This window comes from Clostridium boliviensis (assembly GCF_033342255.1).
Lineage (GTDB): Bacteria > Bacillota > Clostridia > Lachnospirales > Lachnospiraceae > Lacrimispora > Lacrimispora boliviensis.
Map to the genome: position 1 here is coordinate 174461 of NZ_JAWONS010000280.1, position 18935 is coordinate 193395.

The window sequence follows — 18935 nt, forward strand, 5'->3', positions numbered from 1 at the left end:
AGGGATCCTGCCTCAAAGACAGGATCCCTTTCATTATATGATCTTAGTAAAACAAACGGTTTACCGCACTGAAGATACCCCGGATAGACGCTCTGGTGATATTGGAACTGATTCCCACACCATAAGTTGCTTTACCGGTCTTTACATCAAGCAGATGGATATAGGAAGCAGCCTGTGCTCCTGATCCGGAGGTAAGAGCGTGCTCGTAGTAATCCAGCACCCGGATCTCGATACCAAGCTCCTTCTCCAGACCCTTCTGGACCGCATCGATCGGACCGTTGCCGACTCCCTCGAATACTTTTTCCACACCATGGTCTGTGTAACGGACTTTGGCAAGAGTTGAGAACTCCACATCTTCCTCTGCCTCTGTAATCTGGCTCTTTCTGAAATGGATCGGTTCCTTTCTCTCGGTATAACAGCTTTTAAACTCTTCCAGAATCTGCTCAGGTGCAACTTCACCCTGCTTCTCAGAGATAGCCTGAATGACATCAGCAAACTCCTTGTGCATTCCCTTTGGAAGCTTAAAGCCATAGAACGTATCCATAACAAATGCTACGCCGCCTTTTCCAGACTGGCTGTTGATCCGGACAATTGGCTCATACTGCCTGCCGATATCGGAAGGATCAATCGGAAGATATGGCACCTCCCAGTACGGATTCTTCCTCTCATGCATCATCTGCATGCCTTTGTTGATGGCATCCTGATGAGAGCCTGAGAATGCAGTGAAAACAAGTTTTCCAGCATATGGATGTCTTGGTTCCACCTCCATCTTGGTACAGCGTTCGTAAACATCTACGATCTCACGGATATTCTCAAGATGAAGTTCCGGATTAATGCCCTGGGAAAACATATTATAGGCTACAGTTAAAATATCCACGTTGCCTGTACGTTCCCCGTTCCCCAGCAGAGTTCCTTCCACACGGTCGGCTCCGGCAAGAAGTGCCAGCTCCGTAGCCGCAATTCCGGTTCCCCTGTCATTGTGAGGGTGAACGCTTAAAATGATGCTGTCACGGTTTTTTAACCGGGAATTCATCCACTCTATCTGGTCTGCATATACGTTGGGAGTAGTCATCTCCACAGTTGAGGGAAGGTTAAAGATAATCTTTTTCTCCGGAGTGGCTTCCCAGGTATCCTGCACTGCCGTACAGATATCAAGGGCAAATTCCAGTTCTGTTCCGGTAAAGCTTTCAGGAGAATACTCAAGCATAACCTCTCCCTTAAAATCCTGCATATACTGCTTCACCCAACGGGTTCCCTGCACTGCAATCTCCTTAATCTCATCCATCTCTTTGCGGAAGACTACATCACGCTGTAATGTAGATGTGGAATTGTAAATATGAACGATTGATTTTTTAACTCCCTCTAATGCTTCAAAGGTTCTCTTAATCAGATGCTCCCTGCACTGAACCAGGACCTGAATCACCACATCGTCCGGAATCAGCTTCCGTTCCACAAGCTGCCTTAAGAAATCAAACTCAATCTGGGAAGCAGCAGGAAAACCCACTTCAATCTCCTTAAAACCAAGCTTAGTCAGAAGGTTAAACATCTCAATCTTCTCTTCCACCACCATAGGCTCAATCAGAGCCTGGTTTCCATCTCTCAAATCCACACTGCACCAGATCGGCGCTTTCATAATCTCCCTGCAAGGCCATTGTCTTTCCGGATAGCTTACTACCGGTACCCGCTTATATCTTTCATAATTCAACATGTCTGATCTCCTCTATATTCCCTTATTGTCTGCTTTTACCTGAGTTACAAAAAATCATTCAGGGCTTTGGAGTCGATAAATCACGCTGTATTTTTTGACAATGAACAACGTAGGCTTTAAAGGTCTAACCCCATCTATCATCATTCCTTTGCGTTAAAATCACATGCCGTGCTGTGTCAAACCACCACGGTAAAGTGTTATGCTATTATAGCATGAGAAAAAATGACTTACAAGAAAAACTTTTTAAAACTAAAAACTTTACCTGCTCATCTGCAAAAGTTTGGTCTTTAATTCCCCTTCCATACGGGCAAGTTCTGCTTCTGCTTCTCTTCGCTTCTCTCTGCCCTCAACCTGAATGCGAACCACTTCATCAAGGGTTGTAATCAGGGATTCATTGGTCTTTTTCAGGGTTTCCATATCCACAATTCCGCGTTCTGATTCCTTCGCGGTCTCAATGGTTGCCGTCTTTAACACTTCTGCATTCTTTCGCAGCAGCTCATTGGTCATATCTGTAACTTCTCTCTGCGCCTTTGCCGCCTGCTCCGAATGATTGATTCCAATGGCAAGCACCATCTGGCTTTTCCAGAGTGGTATGGTGTTGACCAGAGTGGACTGGATCTTCTCCGACATTAATGTATCGTTATTCTGAACCAGTCTGATCTGAGGTGCCATCTGAATGGAAATCATACGGGTCAGCTCTAAATCGTGAATCTTCTTTTCAAAACGACCGCACATTGCAGACAGATCATTTGCTGCCTGGGCATCTTCCGGAAGACCGCTTCTTGACGCGAGGTCCATTAAAAGAGGGAGTTCCTCCTGCCGGACCTTGGTTAGCTTTCTCTTTCCTGCCAGAATATACATGGTCAGTTCTTTAAAGTAAGTGGTATTTAACTCATACATTTTATCTAACAGAGCAACGTCCTTTAAAAGCTGAATCTGATGATTCTGAAGAAGCTTGCAGATCTGGTTAACATTGGTCTGTGCAGAGGCGTACTTCGCCTTTATGCTGTCAAGGCGGCTGGCACTCTTTTTAAAGAAACCGAAAAAGCCCTTTTCCTGTTCCTCATTCTCAAAGCTTTTCAGTTCAGTGACCACATTGGAAAGCATCTGTCCCACTTCTCCCAAATCCTTTGACTTTACATTATCAAGAGCCGTCTCTGAAAAATCAGCAATCTTTTTCTGTGCTCCTGCGCCGTACTGGAGAACCATATTGGAATCTTTTAAATTGATTTTTTCAGCAAAATCAGAAACGAGCCGCTCTTCTTCCGGGGTAAGCTCCGGATCCGGCACCGCCTGTGTAACCGTAGCTTCACGCTCTGAAAGTTCTGCACCCTCTTTCACACCCTCCGTCTGTTCAAATGGAGTAAGTGTAAGCTGGGGCGCTTCTTTTATCATATCTTCCATATCGTTGCTCATTCTTTCATTCCTCCTGTAAAATCGCTTTCCGCCCAGCCATCCTTTTTGAGCATGGTCTGCAGCACCGACGCATCTGTGGTGATGTCCATAACAGTATCCTGGTATAGATCATCCAGGAGCCGTTCAAACGCCTGATTAATGGTGTCAAGAGTACCTTCTATTTCTTTCTTTGCATTCAGGATATTATTGCCCTCGATTCCTGTGCTGTCAAAATCCCGGTAAGCATTCACCAGCTTTGCGGTGGTAGGAAGGTAATAATCCATGAACCGTTCTATCTCTCCCATCTGCTCCGGGTGCTTTAAAACCGTATCGAAAATTCTCTGTATCACGTCCTCCAGCATGGATATTTTCCGGGATATAACTTCGCCTGGAATGGCATCGTTGGCTTCTTTTAATACTCGTAAATAATTTCTGCCCTGGGCCATTATCTCCTGTAAAGCCTGATTCTCCTGCACAGCCTCCTCAGTGATCTGATTGAGTCTGGCTTCTTTTTCCCGTTCCTTTAATGCCTTCTGGCATTCCAGGTACTGGTTATAGGTAGCCTCACTTAATATCAGGCAGGTTTTCTGTTCATCTAAATAAGCATGGGGGAAAATCCCCAGCTTCATCATCTTCTCCACATCCTTCAGCACGTATTCACGGGATTTTCCAACACTGGCGGCTAATTCCTCCAGATTAGAATACATCCGCTTTTCTGAGTGCTTCGCATAGATTCTTGCCCTTTTTAATCTTCCGGTTATGGACAGTCCGGAAAAAAGAATGAAACCAGAAGCAGTTCCTATTGCAAGAAGGGATACAAGAGCAACGGCTGCCGCCCATGCAACAGGTTTTAAAATCAGCGAAATAAACAGAGCAGCAAGAAGCGCAATAAAATTAAAACCCAGAAAAAGGCTTCCAAAAACAGTTAAAAGTATCCCGGATACCCGTCCCTGCTGGTTAATCTTAATCTCCTGTCTGCCTGTCCCTGTCTTTACGGTGCTGCTGGTCTGAAACGCTCTGTAACCAGGTCCGTCATCCGTACGCCTTTTTTCTTCACCGGTTTCACCCGGATCAGTCCGCTTAAGCGTCTGGGTCCAGCCTTTCGATCCTTTTACCAGCTGATTTCTGGCTTCCTCAAGCGCTGAGTTTACAGAATCCGATATCATTCGGTTCAGCTGGTTAAAATCCCTGGAATCGATGGCGCTTTGTACTGTGCTGCGGATCTGTTCCCCTAAGTTCGATTTGTCTTTCTTATCCATATTTCCGATCTCCCAAAATAAGTTTGCAGATAAGTACATTCATAGCATAATTATCGGTACTTTATCAGGAAATAACATGACCCCTTGATTTCATAACATCAATTACCTGTTCCACGTACTGCTCGCAGGTTTCCAAATCGGCGGCTTCTACCATTACACGGACTACCGGCTCCGTACCTGACTGACGAAGAAGAATCCTTCCGCTGTCTCCAAGGCTTTGTGACACTTTTTCCACTTCAGCCTTTACCGCTTCATCATCCTGGGCTGCTGTCTTGTCGTGTACCCGGACATTCTTTAGAACCTGCGGATAGATCTCGAGCTCAGAGACCAGCTTACAAAGACTTTCTTTTTTCTCCAGAATCACTTCCATCACTTTTAATGATGTTAAAATTCCATCTCCGGTAGTTGCATGCTTACTGAATATGATATGACCGGATTGTTCACCGCCCAGGCAGTTTCCATTGGTAACCATATTCTCATATACATATTTATCGCCCACAGCGGTTTTCTCGTATTCAATACCTTCCCTGTCCAGAGCTTTATATAATCCGAAATTGGACATTACGGTTGTAACCACTTTGTTGTTTTTTAGGATGCCCTGTTCTTTCATGTATTTGCCACAGATATATAAAATGCCGTCTCCATCAACCACATTCCCGTTCTCATCCACTGCGAGACAGCGGTCTGCATCCCCATCATAGGCGAATCCTACGTCAGCGCCCACTTCTTTAACAAACTTCACCAGCTGTCCAATATGAGTGGAACCACAGCCTGTGTTAATATTTAATCCATTAGGCTCATTGCTGATTACATGGGTCTCTGCACCAAGCGCATCAAAGACATTCTTCGCAATTGCAGAGGCACTTCCATTGGCACAGTCTAACGCCACCTTTTTATTTTTAAAGGATCTGGTTGCCGTAGAAATGAGATATCCGATATAGCGGTTTCTGCCTGCTGCAAAATCCACGGTTCTGCCGATCTGGTCCTGGATGGCAAAAGGCAGTTCTTCCATCTCACCATCTAAATATTTCTCGATTTCCGTAATAACTGACTCTTCTAGCTTCTCTCCCTTTTCATTGATCACCTTGATCCCGTTATCGTAGTAAGGATTATGGCTTGCAGAGATCATAATTCCGCAGGAAAAACCTTCTGTACGGACAACATAGGATACGCTGGGAGTTGTGGTTACATGCAGAAGATACGCATCTGCTCCTGATGCTGTAAGACCTGCAACAAGAGAATATTCAAACATATAACTGCTGCGCCTTGTATCTTTTCCGATTACGATCCGGCATACCTCATCCGGTTTTTTCCGGCGATAGTACCAGCCTAAAAACCGGCCTGCCTTAAACGCATCTTCAACTGTCAGTGTTACATTTGCTTCTCCTCTAAAACCGTCTGTTCCAAAATATTTTCCCATTTTATTATTCTCCTTTTATACAACTGGGTGATACAAAGTGATATGTACTATATCATAAACATGCTTTTTTTTCAATTTAAGGGGCCAAAACTGCGTAAAGAATGGTTCTGGCATCATCAAACTCATAGCTGCAGGTGACAAACGACCACAGGGTATCCACTGGTTTTTGCGGCTCCTGATAGAACTGACCGTTTTTTGTCATTTCATTAACATAGGACTGAAAGCTGTCATCTGAATCAAATTTAGTTTTTCTGCGGATCCCTCCCGCATCAGTATAGAGCACTGTGACGGGCTGCAGATGAAACTCCTGCTGTGGTGTATAGATCACAATATTCTGATGGGTCTGGTAAAAAGATTCATCCTTGTATTTTATGATGTCCTTAAACATGGAACCGTTTTTCATATGGTGCCCATAAATTATGTTATGCCTGCCGGAAAAATCAGGTTCGCTGTCACAATCCAGAAAAATGGTTCCTGACGGATTCTTTTTTCCCTCAAAATCTGTATCTAAGTAAGTATCATTGTTATCAGTCCTGACGATGGGGTAATCGATGCTTGTCCCTGCAATGCGGATCCAGCCCACAACATCCGGATTGATCTTCTTAAGTTCATCAAAATCAATGGGGGAAACGTAAGGTTTTTCTTTTCCCTCTGTAACTGTTTCGGCAGTAGTGCTCTCCTGCGTTTTCTCTGCAAGCTCTGCCAGACTTTCATAAAGATGCTCAGAATCCTGCCTCTCCCGGAAATCCGAATAAAGTGCACCGGCTCCCGCTGCCAGAAGCAGGAATGCAAGCACAAGAATTCCTGCTGACAGTTTGTTTCTGTTCATAACTATCTCCTGCTTTCTTTTTTGTATTCTTATGCTTCAGTATAGCTTATTTTAATAAAAATCTCAATCTTTTATAAGCTGCGCTAGACTTTTATCATTTTTTTCTATATACTAAGGAAAGAAAATGTTACTTTGGAGATAACTTATGAAAAAACAAGAGACGATCATTTATGTGAACATGCTAGGCGGATTCTCCGTTGCCGTAGGAGACAAAATAATAGTTGATCAGAATAATCAGGCAAAAAAACCATGGAGTCTTTTGGAATATTTAATCACCTTTCGGGGAAGGGATATTCCAGTCGAGGAATTGATCGATCTATTCTGGAAAGATGAAGCAAGCAATAATCCCGCAGGAGCTCTAAAGACACTGATGTTCCGTGTCCGTAAACTTCTTGAGCCTCTTGGGTATCCAACTCAGGAACTGGTATTTCAAAACAGAAAAGCTTACGGCTGGACAAGGGATCTTGTTACCGTGTGTGACACGGACAAGTTTGAAGAACTTTGTCTTCAGGCTGAAAGCAAAGAATTTCCGGAAGAGACACGCCTGAAACTGTCGATGGAGGCTTTTCATCTTTATAAGGGGAATTTTCTTCCCAAATCCGAATGGGAATCCTGGGTAATTCCGATTAATACGTATTATCATACTCTTTATCAGAAATTAGTTAAAAAAATTCTTACCATGTTAGACAACCGGAAAGATTATCCCACCATGATTGATGTCTGCCAGCAGACAATTTCTATCGATCCTTACGGAGAAGATGCTCATTACTATCTGATTTATGCCCTGTACCAAAGCGGCAATCAGATGATGTCCCTGGAACATTACAAACGGGTAAATGACATGTTCTACAACGAATTTGCCATCACTCCTTCCATCCGTTTTAAAGAGCTGTATAAGATGATCAGCGACAAAAAGCATGGAATAACCATGGATTTAAGCACCATCCGTGAGATACTTCTGGAGGGCGGAACCAATAAGGGAGCGTTCTGCTGTGAGCCTTCTGTATTCCGGGATATCTACCAGCTGGAATCCAGAGCAATCGAACGAACCGGAGATTCCATCTTTTTATGCCTGCTTACCATCAGCAACTTAAAGGGGGAATTATTAAAGCCTGCAGTCCAGACCAGAGCCATGGATGAACTGGGCAGTTCCATCCGCAACTCCCTGCGAAGAGGAGACGTCTACAGCCGGTACAGCGTAAGCCAGTATTTAATGCTGCTGCCTACTGCGACCTATGAAAACGGGCAGATGGTTTTAAAAAGAATTATTCATAACTTTAAAAAAGAATATTCCAGAAAAGATCTGTCCATAACTTACTCTTTACAAAACGTTTTGCCATTCAATTAATAGTACACAGGAGGAACTTTATGTTAAAGGAAGACTTTATTACACTAACTCTTCAGAAGGAAAAAAACATCGCTCTAATCGCTCATGACAACGAAAAACACTCATTAATCGAATGGTGTTTAGAGCACCAGAATATATTAAAAAATCATGTTTTGTGTGGTACAGGAACAACAGCACGCATGATAACAGATCAAACAGGGCTTCCAGTTAAAGGCTATAACAGCGGTCCATTGGGCGGTGATCAGCAGATTGGGGCAAAAATTGTAGAGGGCCGTATTGATTTGGTTATTTTCTTCTCCGACCCACTAACTGCACAACCTCATGACCCTGACGTAAAAGCTTTACTGCGAATTGCTCAAGTATACGACATACCAATTGCCAATACCCGGGCTACAGCGGATTTTATTATTACATCTCCATTAATGGAAAGCCCCTACGAGCATCAGGTTATCAATTTTAACAAGAATGTTACAGACAGAGCAAGTACATTATAGTTTCTTAGACCTTGTAATATAAGAGGGGTGTTGCAATGCAACACCCCTCTTATATTACTTATTCAGTTATTATTCTCCATAATTTCCATAATATTTCCCATAATATTTTCCATAATAATTTCCATAATAAGAATCATTGTGCATATCTATTTTATTTAATACTACACCAAGTATGCGGCATTCTGCCTTTTCCATCTGCGCTTTTACCCTTTGCAGCATTTTATAGCTTATCACACCACTTTCAACTACCAGTATTGCTCCATCTACAAATTTTGCTATAATAGCAGCATCAATTACACTTCCCAGCGGTGGGGCATCAATGATAATATAGTCATAATTTTCTCTTTGAGATTCAATAAGTGCTTGGAACAATGCACCGCCAAGCAGCTCAGTTGGATTAGGAGATACAGGACCTGATAAAACAATATCCATATTTTTAATATCCGTCTGAGTAATCACATCTGCCATGCTTCTTTGTCCTGTCATATAATGGGTCAGACCAAATGAAACACCGTCAACCTTATAGCGGCCGGCAATCACTGATTTCCTTATATCTGCATCAATAAATAAAACTTTCTTGTCCGCCGCTGCAAAAGAACAGGCAAGTTGGAAAGAGACTGACGTTTTCCCCTCATTGGGTGTGGAACTGGTGAGAGTTATAACTTTGATATCTTTTCCAGAAAAAAGGATATTAGTCCGCAAAGTCTTAAATGCTTCATTTGCTTTAAAATCTAATTTATCTTTTCTACGGAACGCTATTTTTCCCATGATGCATTTCCTCCTGCCGACCGTTTCTTACGTCTCCTTTTTTCTTCGGTTGCATTACCCTCAAACAAAGGAATGGCTGCTAAAGTATTCAATCCAAGGTATTTTTCTACATCCTCTGGTGTCTTTACCGTATCATTTAAAACATACAATGCAATTATTATAGCGCAAGAAAGGAAAACTCCTGCTAATCCACCTAAAATTGTATTTTTAGTAACACTTGGTCTTGTTTTTCTGGTAGGGACATATCCTTCCTCTACTACATTCGGTGGAGCAGAATCCATAATTTTAGCCATTCTGGCTGAAGATACCTTAGCAACATCATCTGCAATGCTTTTAGCCATATATGGGTCTGAATCTTCCACAGAAATAGTCAGGATCCTGGTATCAACCGGATTCTCAACCTTAATCTTTTTAACAAGTTCCTCATGTGATAAATTCAAATCAAGATCAGCGATTACCTGAGTTGTTACTGGTCTGCTGGTAACTAAAACTTTATAATCCTTAGTCAACTGCGTCCCTAACTGTAAATCGGCAAGAGATGCCAAGGTTGTTGTCTTATTAACTATATATAACATCGTAGAAGAAGTATAGATCGGTTTTAATACAACTGAGGTAAACAGACCAACAGATATCGCTCCCAAAAGTCCAGTTAACATTATAATCCATATCTTCCTTTTCAGCACATAGAAAAGCTCTTTTAAGTCTATTTCAATTTCATCATCCTGATTGGTTCCCATTATTTTCTCCTCAGTCAAATTACTATATCATTTAATAAGTCCAGCCCATTTTGGCAAAGTATTCGTTCCGCCAATGGAGTGGCACAATGTCGCTGGACCCAGTCTGCACCTCTGTCCATCTCCGGTCTCCTTTTTATCATACCATGACTGTCTGTTCCAAGGAAATGTACCAGGCCTTCTTTACAGATTTTTTTAATAAATCTGGTTCTTTGATCAAATATGTTGCCGTGAAGACTGGAGGCATTCACCTGACAGTATGCTCCCATATCCTGAATGCTTCGTATTCTTGAAATCTGTTTGTAAAGACACTGATATCTTTCAATATGGGCTAAAACAGGTAAACATCCAACTGCTGTTAATCTTCTTACAGCATAGCTTAAGTCTTCAAAAGCAACAGACGGAAGAAATTCAATTAATACATAACTGCTTTCTGCCATTGTCCAGACAGTACCATTCATAAGGCATTCTGCAATGCTTTCCGAATACATAATTTCACAACCTAAATGTAGTTCCAAAAATTCCCCATAGGCAGTCTTGGCTACATGTTGTTTCAAATCAGAGAAAACGTTTTTTATATTTTCCACTTCCTGCAAAGTAATATCAGCGGTCACATGAGGGGTACATATTACATGTTTTACATTCTGATCATATTCTTCTTTCAGTGCCGATAAACTTTCTTTCATGCTCTCTGAACCATCATCAACCCCTGGAATCAAATGACAATGTATATCAACATAACTTAATGTATTCATATTATTTGCCTTCTTTCCATGCCCTGCCTGCAGCAATTTCCACCAGTCCAAGGAGAATTCCCACGCCGCTGACAATCATACCCGTTTTCCATATCAGATCAATATACTGTAGAAAAAATGAATTCATATAAGGCGGAGACAACGCATTCCACTTCCTTGACATCAGTAGATATCCTGCTGTAATTCCAAGCATACTTAAACCACTTCCAACAGCCATACCTTTCCCCGCCAGAATGATTCCATGATATTTGTAATGATGTAGTAATAAGAGCAATATATGAATTAATGCAATCAAAACAAATGAAAGTCCTAAAACAGCCAGTGAAAGACTGGAGTAAACAGCTTTTAACTGTATCCACCAACGTCCAAAAGGCCAGTTTAATAAGGCAGTATATTTTTCATCTAAGCGATTCATTAATAAATCAAGCCCTTTTTGAGCCTGATTCGTCATTTTTATAGAATGTTCATCAAAATAAACCTTCATATCGCGTTTCAAGGGTTCTATTAAAATTGATGTATTCGCTTTATAATTGCCTTGTTCTAAATCATTTTCAACCTGTTGTCTGGCAGCTATCACCACTTTTTCATAAGTGATTGAATGATCCATTACCTCAGATGGAATATTTAGTAGCGCAAATGAAACGGAGGTATCTCTTTTCAGTTCATCATAAATAAAAGAGTAATACCCTGTGTTTGGTAAATTACTTAATATCTGGTTTTTCTGAAAAGCTCCAGACAAAATCCCTATTCCTGTGCAAACAAGAAATGTTAAGTCTATTAGAGCCAACGTTAATACACCTTTTACACTGCCCCGTAACTTTCGATTCTGATGTTTTGTCAGCAGTTGTTTATATAATACAATTCCTAATGAAACAAAGATCAGACAAACCGCTACAAATAAACACCCCCATATGATTCGATATGGAATCTGAATGGTACTCATGAGAGTATTTGTGTCTTTATATAAGTATTCATAATTTTGCTGAGGTGCTTTATCTACAAGTTCAAGGATGGAGATTGCCGGAGAAGTCTCTGCTACTGTTTCTTTCTTAATATCCGTACTTTCCTGGGGTAATGGCTTCTCTTCCTCTTTTTTATTAGGCTGAGTTTCCTTTACTTCTTCTTTTTTCTCCGTTATCTTGTCCTTTGGATCCCCCGCTTCCACACTCTGGTGTTTGGTTTCCGATTTGATTTCCGATTCAGAAACTCTTCCCACCTCTACCAGATATCCGCTCTCTATCCCAGTCTTCACATTCGCATAAATCTCAGCAATTGCTGCCTGAGCCTGTTCGGCTGTCAAATCAACATCATCCTGAGATAAATAGCTTCTCAGAGAATTTATGTATTCTGGCTTCACTGCATATATTATACCATCTTTTTCAAACTGTCCGCTTGCAGTACTTAAAACTGACTGCTCATTTCCATTAACAGAACCCGCATATGCAGTCTGACTTATGCCAAGACATATTATTAATACCAGACTTAATACCGCCCATTGTCTGATTATCCTTTTCATGTCGCTCTCCATACTTAAAATAGGGCGGTTCCAATGGGAGCCACCCTAAATAATTTCTGTTACGAATTATTGAAATGTATAATTTAATGTACCATCGCTTGTTACAATCTCAACAGACTTAGAATAATCTTTTTTTACCATTTTGATTAAATCTTCTACTGACTTATCTTCAAAGCCTAACCTTACAATGGCAGCATTTAAATCAATGTTATCTACAGTGTCGCGGTTATAAGTCTTACCTGCAACTGTTACCTCTTGTACATCTTCATTTGAATTAAACAATTTTTTAATTGCATTTTCTGCTTCAGATACTAAGCCAGAATCTTTAACAGCAACCTTAGCAGATTCAGCAGTAGTATTAAATTTGATACTATTACCAGTAACTGCAACGGTTACGGTTTCACTAACGCTGTCTTTTACTCCAGATATAATCTCATCTACTTTGTTCTTTACTTCGTCTTTTACTGTAGGCTCGTTACTTCCAGAAAAGCTGGAATAACCGCCTCCTCCTTTAACTACATTCGTCTGATTGCCATTACCAGCCCATGTTTGAGAAGGTACTACTTGTGGCTGACCATTGGTCGTTCCATATTCAGTAAAATTATAATCTGCTTTACCGATTTTTTTAGTACCTATAAATAAGGAACCATCATCATTCATAAAGTAAACCTTATCATCAACTTTAATCAGACCGGTCTGCATTACGCCATTATATCCGAAGAAATACCATTTACCATCAGTTTCTTTAAACCAACCTTTTTGTGCATTTCCATTCATATCAAAGTGATATTTCTTACCAGCTTCCTCAAACCAGGTTGAAGCCTTCCAACTGCCATCATCATTCTGATATCTCCATTCAGCACCTGATTCTACCCATGCTGCATAAGATGACATTGTGCTTCCAATTGTAAGAGCCACAGCAAGTGCAGCAACCATCAGCCTTTTCTTCTTCATAACTTACTCCTTTCAAAATCCCTTGAAAATTTTTATTAAAAATCAATTATGTAATCTATACTAGCGCATTTTGTATGAAAATGCAAGCTTAATACGCTTAAAACATGATAAAAAGGTGTGTTTTTAGCACGATTACTATTTTTATTAATAATATTAAATACGTGCATTTTTTTGTAATGGACGAATTATGAAATCTAATAGCAAAAACACCACATATCCGATCGATGTCCCAATTACATTCATTACAACATCATCTGTCTGCATATACCCTCTTTTTGATAGAAACTGCGAATATTCCAAACATACAGAAAACATAAAGCCTAAAGGAATACAGCAAAAAAAATTCCTTGATGGCTTAAAAAAAGCAGGTAAAAGAAGTCCAAATGGTATCATCATAATAATATTTTCTACCACATAAGCTCGAGATTGAGCACTGTTTCTCCAAGTCTCCAAAAAGATTAAATTCACATCATTTCTTGAACCGGCAGGTCGTGAAAAATATGATATCATTAAAACAATATAAATATAAGAAATAAAAGTTCCAACAGCCACAATCTGATAAGTGGACATAAAAGTCCACTTTTTAAGATAATAGAATAAACTTTTTAATATCATTAACAATACAATCACCATGAATCCTAACAAAGCCGCCTTAGGTACATAAAGAAACGTCTCTGTAAGATCTTTTAATACTAATCTAATAATGGAATTATATATCATTTTTTGTCCTATCTATGCATTTTACTTAAGCTAATATGTTAATAAAATATCAGCAATTCTTTTACTGGCATTACCGTCCCCATATGGATTACTTGCTTTACTCATTTTTGCATATGCTTCTTTATTATTTAATAAGTTTACGATAGAATCATAGATATCTTCTTCTTCGGTTCCGACCAGTAACAAAGTTCCGCTTTCAATCCCCTCTGACCGTTCTGTAGAATTCCGCATAACAAGTACTGGTTTACCTAAACTTGGAGCTTCCTCCTGTATCCCTCCGCTGTCCGTTAAGATCAATACAGCTCTGGCCATAAAGTTATGAAAGTCTACTACGTCTAATGGTTCAATTAATCTAATTCTGTCCTCATCCATAAATATAGAATTAGCAATCTCTCTTACTAAAGGATTTAAATGTATTGGATATATTACTTTTATATCCGAATAATCATCTATAATTCGTTTAATAGCACGAAACATCTGCCGCATCGGTTCACCCAGATTCTCTCTTCTATGTGCTGTCAATATGATCAGCCTGCTGCCTGACGCCCATTTTAACAACTCATGATCATAATCATTCTTAACCGTGGTTTTCAGTGCATCAATACTTGTATTCCCTGTGACGAATATACAGGAAGGATTTTTACCTTCTTCTATTAAATTCTGCTTTGCTGTCTCCGTTGGAGCAAAGTGATATTTGGCAACTATTCCAACTGCCTGTCTGTTAAATTCCTCTGGATATGGGGAATAAATGTCATGCGTTCTAAGGCCCGCTTCAATATGTCCCACGGGTATCTGTAAATAAAAGCATGCCAGAGCTGAAGCAAATGCCGTTGTTGTATCTCCATGGACCAGCACCACATCTGGTTTCTCTTTTTCCAAAACAGGGCTCAACTTATCTAATATTTTTGTAGTGATTTGAAAAAGTGTCTGTCTCTCCTTCATAATAGAAAGGTCATAATCAGGAACAATCTGAAATGTCTCCAGAACCTGGGTCAGCATAGATTTATGTTGTCCTGTAACACAAACAATAACCCTGATCTGCTTTCTCTTTTTCAGTTCATTCACAAGGGGACACATTTTAATCGCTTCAGGTCTTGTGCCAAATACGAGCATAATGTTTTTCACTATTTAACTCTCCAATTCTATTACATTTATTTTGTATATTCATAAGCAAGCATCGCTAATACCTGATCAAATGAGTTTATACCAGTTCCATCTTCCATACCAAAAGCTCCGAAGTATGGGTAAGATGTATCAATTATTCTCATTTTTTCCATTCTTCTCAAAGCCATTCCCTGTAATTGTTGATCCCCTGCTTCCTTAGCAATCAGTGCTATCAGTGCATAAACAGCAGTAGAATCATAATTATAGCCTTCCACAACTTCTCCTTTTACATTATAACGTGCTTTCACACCTCCTCTTTTCATCTGCTCCTCCAGCCAGTCCAGGGAATCATCAGGCAACAGATCTGCTTTTGCTAAATGAAGAAGGGTCAGCATAGCTTCTGCAGAATTCAGATTATCTGTGGAGTACGAATTTGTTTTATAATTATACCAACTGTAATACAATGGAAATTTACTGCTTATCTTTCCGCCTAACACCAGCTTTTTTGTGTACTCATATGGTTTTGTAAATCTGTCGTCCTGATTTGATAATTCTCTCATTGTCTGCAGATCTCCATAACAAAGCGTAAAACGGGTGGCATATTGTTTCAGATGAGAGTCATAGAAATCCACATACTGTCCACCTTTTTTTCCGTATTTAGCTAAACTCTCAGTAAAACTATTAATTTGCTTGTCATAACCTCCCCATTGACGATGTGCGGAAATGAGTGCATTCAAAATCCGGAGATCATCAAGAAGAGCATTCACACCAGACGGTTTATCTCCCTTTACTTTCCATGCAATTAAACCATTTGTCCACATGTTTTCCGTTATATATGAAAGTGTCCTATTAAACAGCTGTTGGTCATTACATAAAACAGCGTATTCCATCACTATTCCCTGTGTTTCACTTAACACTTCGCTGGTTTGTTTTCCAGCGCCCTTAGGATCGTACTTCGCATGTACTCCTCCATTACTATCCATGAGACAGCCAGTTACAAAATCTCCTGTTACTTTTCCGTTCCCTTCTGTCATGCATCTTAAATAACCCTCAAAAACGGAATCTTTTGTTATAGGTTTTGTACTCCAGGCTCTGATAATACCTTTTTCATCCAGAAACAATGTTGTTGGTATGCTATGAAGTCCCAATTTCTTATAAGCCGACAGCCCGTAATCATAATACGTACTAATATTAATTTTATTATTGATTAGATACTGCTTAGCTTTCTCACTCGTTTCTTTATTTCCATCTAACCGGTTTATAAGAATATAGTTTATGTTTCCATAATTTTTCATAATATCCCTGAAGCCATTAAAATGGGACAACTCTTCCTGGCAATCCGGACACCAACTTCCCCAAAATGTTATTACTGTTTGTTTTCCTTCAAAACTCCGTATGGATTCCTTTTTCCCAGCTTCATCAGTAATCGTTATATCTGGTATTTTCTCATTCAGATTGCAAAACTCCGGAAGCATTGATGTAATATCATCAAGTGACGTTTCCTTTGAATCCAGCTCACTTTTTCTGCTTTCTTCTATGCCCTCCTTTTCTCTATTTTTCAGTTCCTCATCAACATTGAAATAATGAGATAATAGAAGCAGCCCTCCTGCAATTAAGAATAGCAGTATACAAAAGATGATTATCAAAAACTTTTCCATTCTATTTTGCGGAGGAACCCTATTCATACATTATCCTCCTTTTCTCTTTGGTCCAAATCCGCTGCAATCCGCTTTACATGTTCTATATCATGCTTAATTATAGTGAACCCTTCCAGCATATTATCCTGTCTCTTTTCAATTTCTCTGATTTTATCTAATATTTCTTCCAAACCACCATCACTATTTTTGTGTTGTATTTTATCCTTCGGTTTTTTTACTATTTTACCAGTTTCTGCAATCTCCTCTAATTCCAAAATCAGCGATAACAGACTTTCATCAGCCATCTTATTTTCAGACTCCTTTTTATCAGCGACTTTATCTAAATTATTTGATTTCTGTTCCTCCTGATCAATTATTCCAACATTTTGCTCAACATCAGGAGGTTCTATGGCTTTATTTCCTGTTGCTGCTGGCGCTGGTTCTGGTGTTGCTGGTGCTGGCATTGCTGGCGCTACATATACAATATCATTACTGTTCTCTTCGTTATTAGACTTTGCATAGATTTCAGATACTGTAACTGTCACATTCCCATTTGTAATGGCTGACTTCATATCAAATGAGTTAGTCATATTTTTATACCGCTCTTCAATTGCTTTATGCTCTTCCATCTCAAATTTTTTTAATACTGCCTCCTGACGAATCATCTGTTTTTCTTTTCTTTGCCGTTCCACATCAGATGATTCTACAAAAATTATGGCATTATCAAATATAAATGCTACTCCCACTGATCCCAAAATGATCAGTACTGGTATTGCATGAAAATGATATCGATTCTGACTTTCCACCATAAGATGCATTGCTGCAGTTCCAAGATATATTAAAATTAAAACATAAACACCATTCGCCTGTTTTTTTAACAGATAAATCAGAGTCAGAAAAGAGAAAAGAATAAAAACCAAATAAACGATTTGATTTTCACTTTTTACCTTGTAAAGAAAATCGGCCCGTGTCTGAGTCAGTTCATTTTGTTCTTTTAAAAATGCCAGGTTCCAATCACTGCCATAATTGTCATTCCCCCACAGCAGCTCATATTTCTTAATAAACAGATTAAAAAGCATGTTTGGATTGGAAACTAATCGCTGGAATGCCTCATCCCGGCATGCTGTCTGAGCTTCTATGGGAGAACCAGTACGTTCCAGATTGTCATAAAGGAACTTGGAATCTTCCTCATTCCATCCTCCACTTGCATCGTTATTTAAACCCACCAGTAAATTATAGCCAAAAGACTGGCTGAAAGAAGGCACAGACTTGTTAATAAGAAGCTCTATATCTGTTGTAATAATACCGGAAACTACCATATATGAAGCTAATATCAGCAATCCTCTAAGCCATCCTTTTGCCAGGAACCTTACCCATATGGATATACTGTTTATTGGAATACCTGGTAGACTCATCTTTTGTGGAATTAAAAACAGAAGAATAGCAATCAGCAGAATCAGAGCCATCGGACGTATCGCTGCCGTAATTGCTATCAAACAGCCAAGAAGAATATGAAGAAGAATTCCACTGATACCATTTTTTGTAGTGCTGTCATAATCCATTACCAAATGAAGAAATAATAGAACAGACAAAAACAAAAAAAAGCTAAAAGAATACTCAGCTGCCAGCATATTTATATATAAGATTTGTGATGGCCAGAATGCAGAACCCGTCAAGGCAACAATCCCAGCAATCTTCCCTCCTAGTTTTCTTGCAATCCGATAAACAAAAAATACCGTCCCTAAAGAAAAGAAAACATTTGCCATCTGACCGTTCCAGACACTTGTTCCAAATAAAACAAATATATTCTTAAGTATATAGCAGTACCCCGCTATATGGGGAAACATGGCTATATAGTTACAGTAACCTTCTCCTTTTTCCTGAAGGATTCCCTTTTTCATCATCACCGCAATCTCATAATAAGTTTTATAATCAGAAGCTGGTTTCATAGGTAATTCTATTATGACAGCTACACGCATAATAAATGCAAAGATCAGAATCAGTAAGACATAAACAGTCTCCAGACCAAAGATTAATTTACTCTTTTTAGACAATTTTTCTTTTATTCCCAGCCTTGCAGAAAGCAATGCAAGAAAATGAACTCCTACCCAGGCAAGGAAGAAGATAAGAATGAGCATTCCTTTCATTGCATAAGGATACTCCTGATTACCCTGCATTTCAGAAACTCCGGTAATCAGAATATAGGCAATACCCACAACCGATAATGCAATACAAAAACTATAAAACCAGTTTTTCTCTAATTTCAATCCTTTCTTCATTCCTTTCCAGAAGTA

General features: G+C 39.6%; 16 protein-coding genes. 2 read left to right on the top strand and 14 right to left on the bottom strand.

All coding sequences use genetic code 11. From position 1 onward, the window contains the following. Nucleotides 1-43 precede the first annotated feature (43 nt). From leuA to srtB, 5 genes are all read right to left on the bottom strand, one after another. Nucleotides 44-1708 carry a 2-isopropylmalate synthase gene (leuA, locus tag RZO55_RS19480; protein WP_318065924.1) on the bottom strand — a complete coding sequence of 555 codons (1665 nt, stop codon included), beginning with the start codon at nucleotides 1706-1708 and terminating at the stop codon, nucleotides 44-46. A 258-nt stretch (nucleotides 1709-1966) separates the two neighbouring features. Further along, complete coding sequence (locus RZO55_RS19485) at nucleotides 1967-3124, bottom strand: toxic anion resistance protein (protein ID WP_318065925.1); 1158 nt, start codon at nucleotides 3122-3124, stop codon at nucleotides 1967-1969. After that, a complete protein-coding gene (locus RZO55_RS19490; protein WP_318065926.1) occupies nucleotides 3121-4362 on the bottom strand; it encodes a 5-bromo-4-chloroindolyl phosphate hydrolysis family protein in 1242 nt (413 codons plus the stop codon). The genes RZO55_RS19485 and RZO55_RS19490 overlap by 4 nt, the downstream gene beginning before the upstream one ends. 64 nt (nucleotides 4363-4426) lie before the next feature. After that, nucleotides 4427-5782 (bottom strand): phosphoglucosamine mutase, encoded by a 1356-nt coding sequence (gene glmM, locus RZO55_RS19495; RefSeq protein ID WP_318065927.1) that lies wholly within the window; start codon nucleotides 5780-5782, stop codon nucleotides 4427-4429. Between the two features lie 76 nt (nucleotides 5783-5858). Continuing rightward, nucleotides 5859-6611, bottom strand: a complete 753-nt coding sequence (gene srtB, locus RZO55_RS19500) for a class B sortase (RefSeq protein ID WP_318065928.1) — start codon at nucleotides 6609-6611, stop codon at nucleotides 5859-5861. Between the two features lie 145 nt (nucleotides 6612-6756). Between srtB and RZO55_RS19505 the strand changes: the two genes are divergently transcribed. Then, a complete protein-coding gene (locus tag RZO55_RS19505; protein WP_318065929.1) occupies nucleotides 6757-7959 on the top strand; it encodes an AfsR/SARP family transcriptional regulator in 1203 nt (400 codons plus the stop codon). A 20-nt stretch (nucleotides 7960-7979) separates the two neighbouring features. Beyond that, nucleotides 7980-8453: a methylglyoxal synthase gene (locus RZO55_RS19510; RefSeq protein ID WP_318065930.1), complete on the top strand. Its 474-nt coding sequence runs from the start codon at nucleotides 7980-7982 to the stop codon at nucleotides 8451-8453. 69 nt (nucleotides 8454-8522) lie between these two features. Here RZO55_RS19510 and RZO55_RS19515 read toward each other — a convergent pair whose 3' ends face one another. From RZO55_RS19515 to RZO55_RS19555, 9 genes are all read right to left on the bottom strand, one after another. After that, entirely contained in the window at nucleotides 8523-9221 is a 699-nt protein-coding gene (locus RZO55_RS19515; protein ID WP_318065931.1) for a polysaccharide biosynthesis tyrosine autokinase, read from the bottom strand. Continuing rightward, nucleotides 9209-9958, bottom strand: coding sequence for a YveK family protein (locus tag RZO55_RS19520; protein WP_318065932.1), 750 nt, complete (start codon nucleotides 9956-9958; stop codon nucleotides 9209-9211). Before RZO55_RS19520 ends, RZO55_RS19515 begins: the two co-directional genes overlap by 13 nt. A gap of 14 nt (nucleotides 9959-9972) precedes the next feature. Beyond that, nucleotides 9973-10710: a CpsB/CapC family capsule biosynthesis tyrosine phosphatase gene (locus tag RZO55_RS19525; protein ID WP_318065933.1), complete on the bottom strand. Its 738-nt coding sequence runs from the start codon at nucleotides 10708-10710 to the stop codon at nucleotides 9973-9975. Nucleotide 10711: 1 nt separating this feature from the next. Next, complete coding sequence (locus RZO55_RS19530) at nucleotides 10712-12226, bottom strand: hypothetical protein (protein WP_318065934.1); 1515 nt, start codon at nucleotides 12224-12226, stop codon at nucleotides 10712-10714. A 66-nt stretch (nucleotides 12227-12292) separates the two neighbouring features. Continuing rightward, nucleotides 12293-13180 carry an N-acetylmuramoyl-L-alanine amidase family protein gene (locus RZO55_RS19535; protein ID WP_318065935.1) on the bottom strand — a complete coding sequence of 296 codons (888 nt, stop codon included), beginning with the start codon at nucleotides 13178-13180 and terminating at the stop codon, nucleotides 12293-12295. A gap of 153 nt (nucleotides 13181-13333) precedes the next feature. Then, nucleotides 13334-13813 carry a VanZ family protein gene (locus RZO55_RS19540; RefSeq protein ID WP_318065936.1) on the bottom strand — a complete coding sequence of 160 codons (480 nt, stop codon included), beginning with the start codon at nucleotides 13811-13813 and terminating at the stop codon, nucleotides 13334-13336. Nucleotides 13814-13930: 117 nt separating this feature from the next. Beyond that, nucleotides 13931-15025, bottom strand: a complete 1095-nt coding sequence (gene wecB, locus RZO55_RS19545; RefSeq protein ID WP_318065937.1) for a non-hydrolyzing UDP-N-acetylglucosamine 2-epimerase — start codon at nucleotides 15023-15025, stop codon at nucleotides 13931-13933. Nucleotides 15026-15051: 26 nt separating this feature from the next. Beyond that, a complete protein-coding gene (locus RZO55_RS19550; RefSeq protein ID WP_318065938.1) occupies nucleotides 15052-16689 on the bottom strand; it encodes a glycosyl hydrolase family 8 in 1638 nt (545 codons plus the stop codon). Further along, complete coding sequence (locus tag RZO55_RS19555; protein ID WP_318065939.1) at nucleotides 16686-18920, bottom strand: glycosyltransferase family protein; 2235 nt, start codon at nucleotides 18918-18920, stop codon at nucleotides 16686-16688. The genes RZO55_RS19550 and RZO55_RS19555 overlap by 4 nt, the downstream gene beginning before the upstream one ends. Nucleotides 18921-18935 lie beyond the last annotated feature (15 nt).

Excerpts from the sequence above, each read along its gene's own strand:
- RZO55_RS19485 (WP_318065925.1), bottom strand. The coding sequence starts at position 3,124 with ATGAGCAACGATATGGAAGATATGATAAAAGAAGCGCCCCAGCTTACA.
- srtB (WP_318065928.1), bottom strand. The coding sequence starts at position 6,611 with ATGAACAGAAACAAACTGTCAGCAGGAATTCTTGTGCTTGCATTCCTG.
- RZO55_RS19535 (WP_318065935.1), bottom strand. The coding sequence starts at position 13,180 with ATGAAGAAGAAAAGGCTGATGGTTGCTGCACTTGCTGTGGCTCTTACA.
- RZO55_RS19505 (WP_318065929.1), top strand. The coding sequence starts at position 6,757 with ATGAAAAAACAAGAGACGATCATTTATGTGAACATGCTAGGCGGATTC.
- RZO55_RS19520 (WP_318065932.1), bottom strand. The coding sequence starts at position 9,958 with ATGGGAACCAATCAGGATGATGAAATTGAAATAGACTTAAAAGAGCTT.
- RZO55_RS19530 (WP_318065934.1), bottom strand. The coding sequence starts at position 12,226 with ATGAAAAGGATAATCAGACAATGGGCGGTATTAAGTCTGGTATTAATA.
- RZO55_RS19510 (WP_318065930.1), top strand. The coding sequence starts at position 7,980 with ATGTTAAAGGAAGACTTTATTACACTAACTCTTCAGAAGGAAAAAAAC.
- glmM (WP_318065927.1), bottom strand. The coding sequence starts at position 5,782 with ATGGGAAAATATTTTGGAACAGACGGTTTTAGAGGAGAAGCAAATGTA.
- RZO55_RS19515 (WP_318065931.1), bottom strand. The coding sequence starts at position 9,221 with ATGGGAAAAATAGCGTTCCGTAGAAAAGATAAATTAGATTTTAAAGCA.
- RZO55_RS19525 (WP_318065933.1), bottom strand. The coding sequence starts at position 10,710 with ATGAATACATTAAGTTATGTTGATATACATTGTCATTTGATTCCAGGG.
- RZO55_RS19555 (WP_318065939.1), bottom strand. The coding sequence starts at position 18,920 with ATGAAGAAAGGATTGAAATTAGAGAAAAACTGGTTTTATAGTTTTTGT.
- RZO55_RS19550 (WP_318065938.1), bottom strand. The coding sequence starts at position 16,689 with ATGAATAGGGTTCCTCCGCAAAATAGAATGGAAAAGTTTTTGATAATC.
- RZO55_RS19540 (WP_318065936.1), bottom strand. The coding sequence starts at position 13,813 with ATGGTGATTGTATTGTTAATGATATTAAAAAGTTTATTCTATTATCTT.
- leuA (WP_318065924.1), bottom strand. The coding sequence starts at position 1,708 with ATGTTGAATTATGAAAGATATAAGCGGGTACCGGTAGTAAGCTATCCG.
- RZO55_RS19490 (WP_318065926.1), bottom strand. The coding sequence starts at position 4,362 with ATGGATAAGAAAGACAAATCGAACTTAGGGGAACAGATCCGCAGCACA.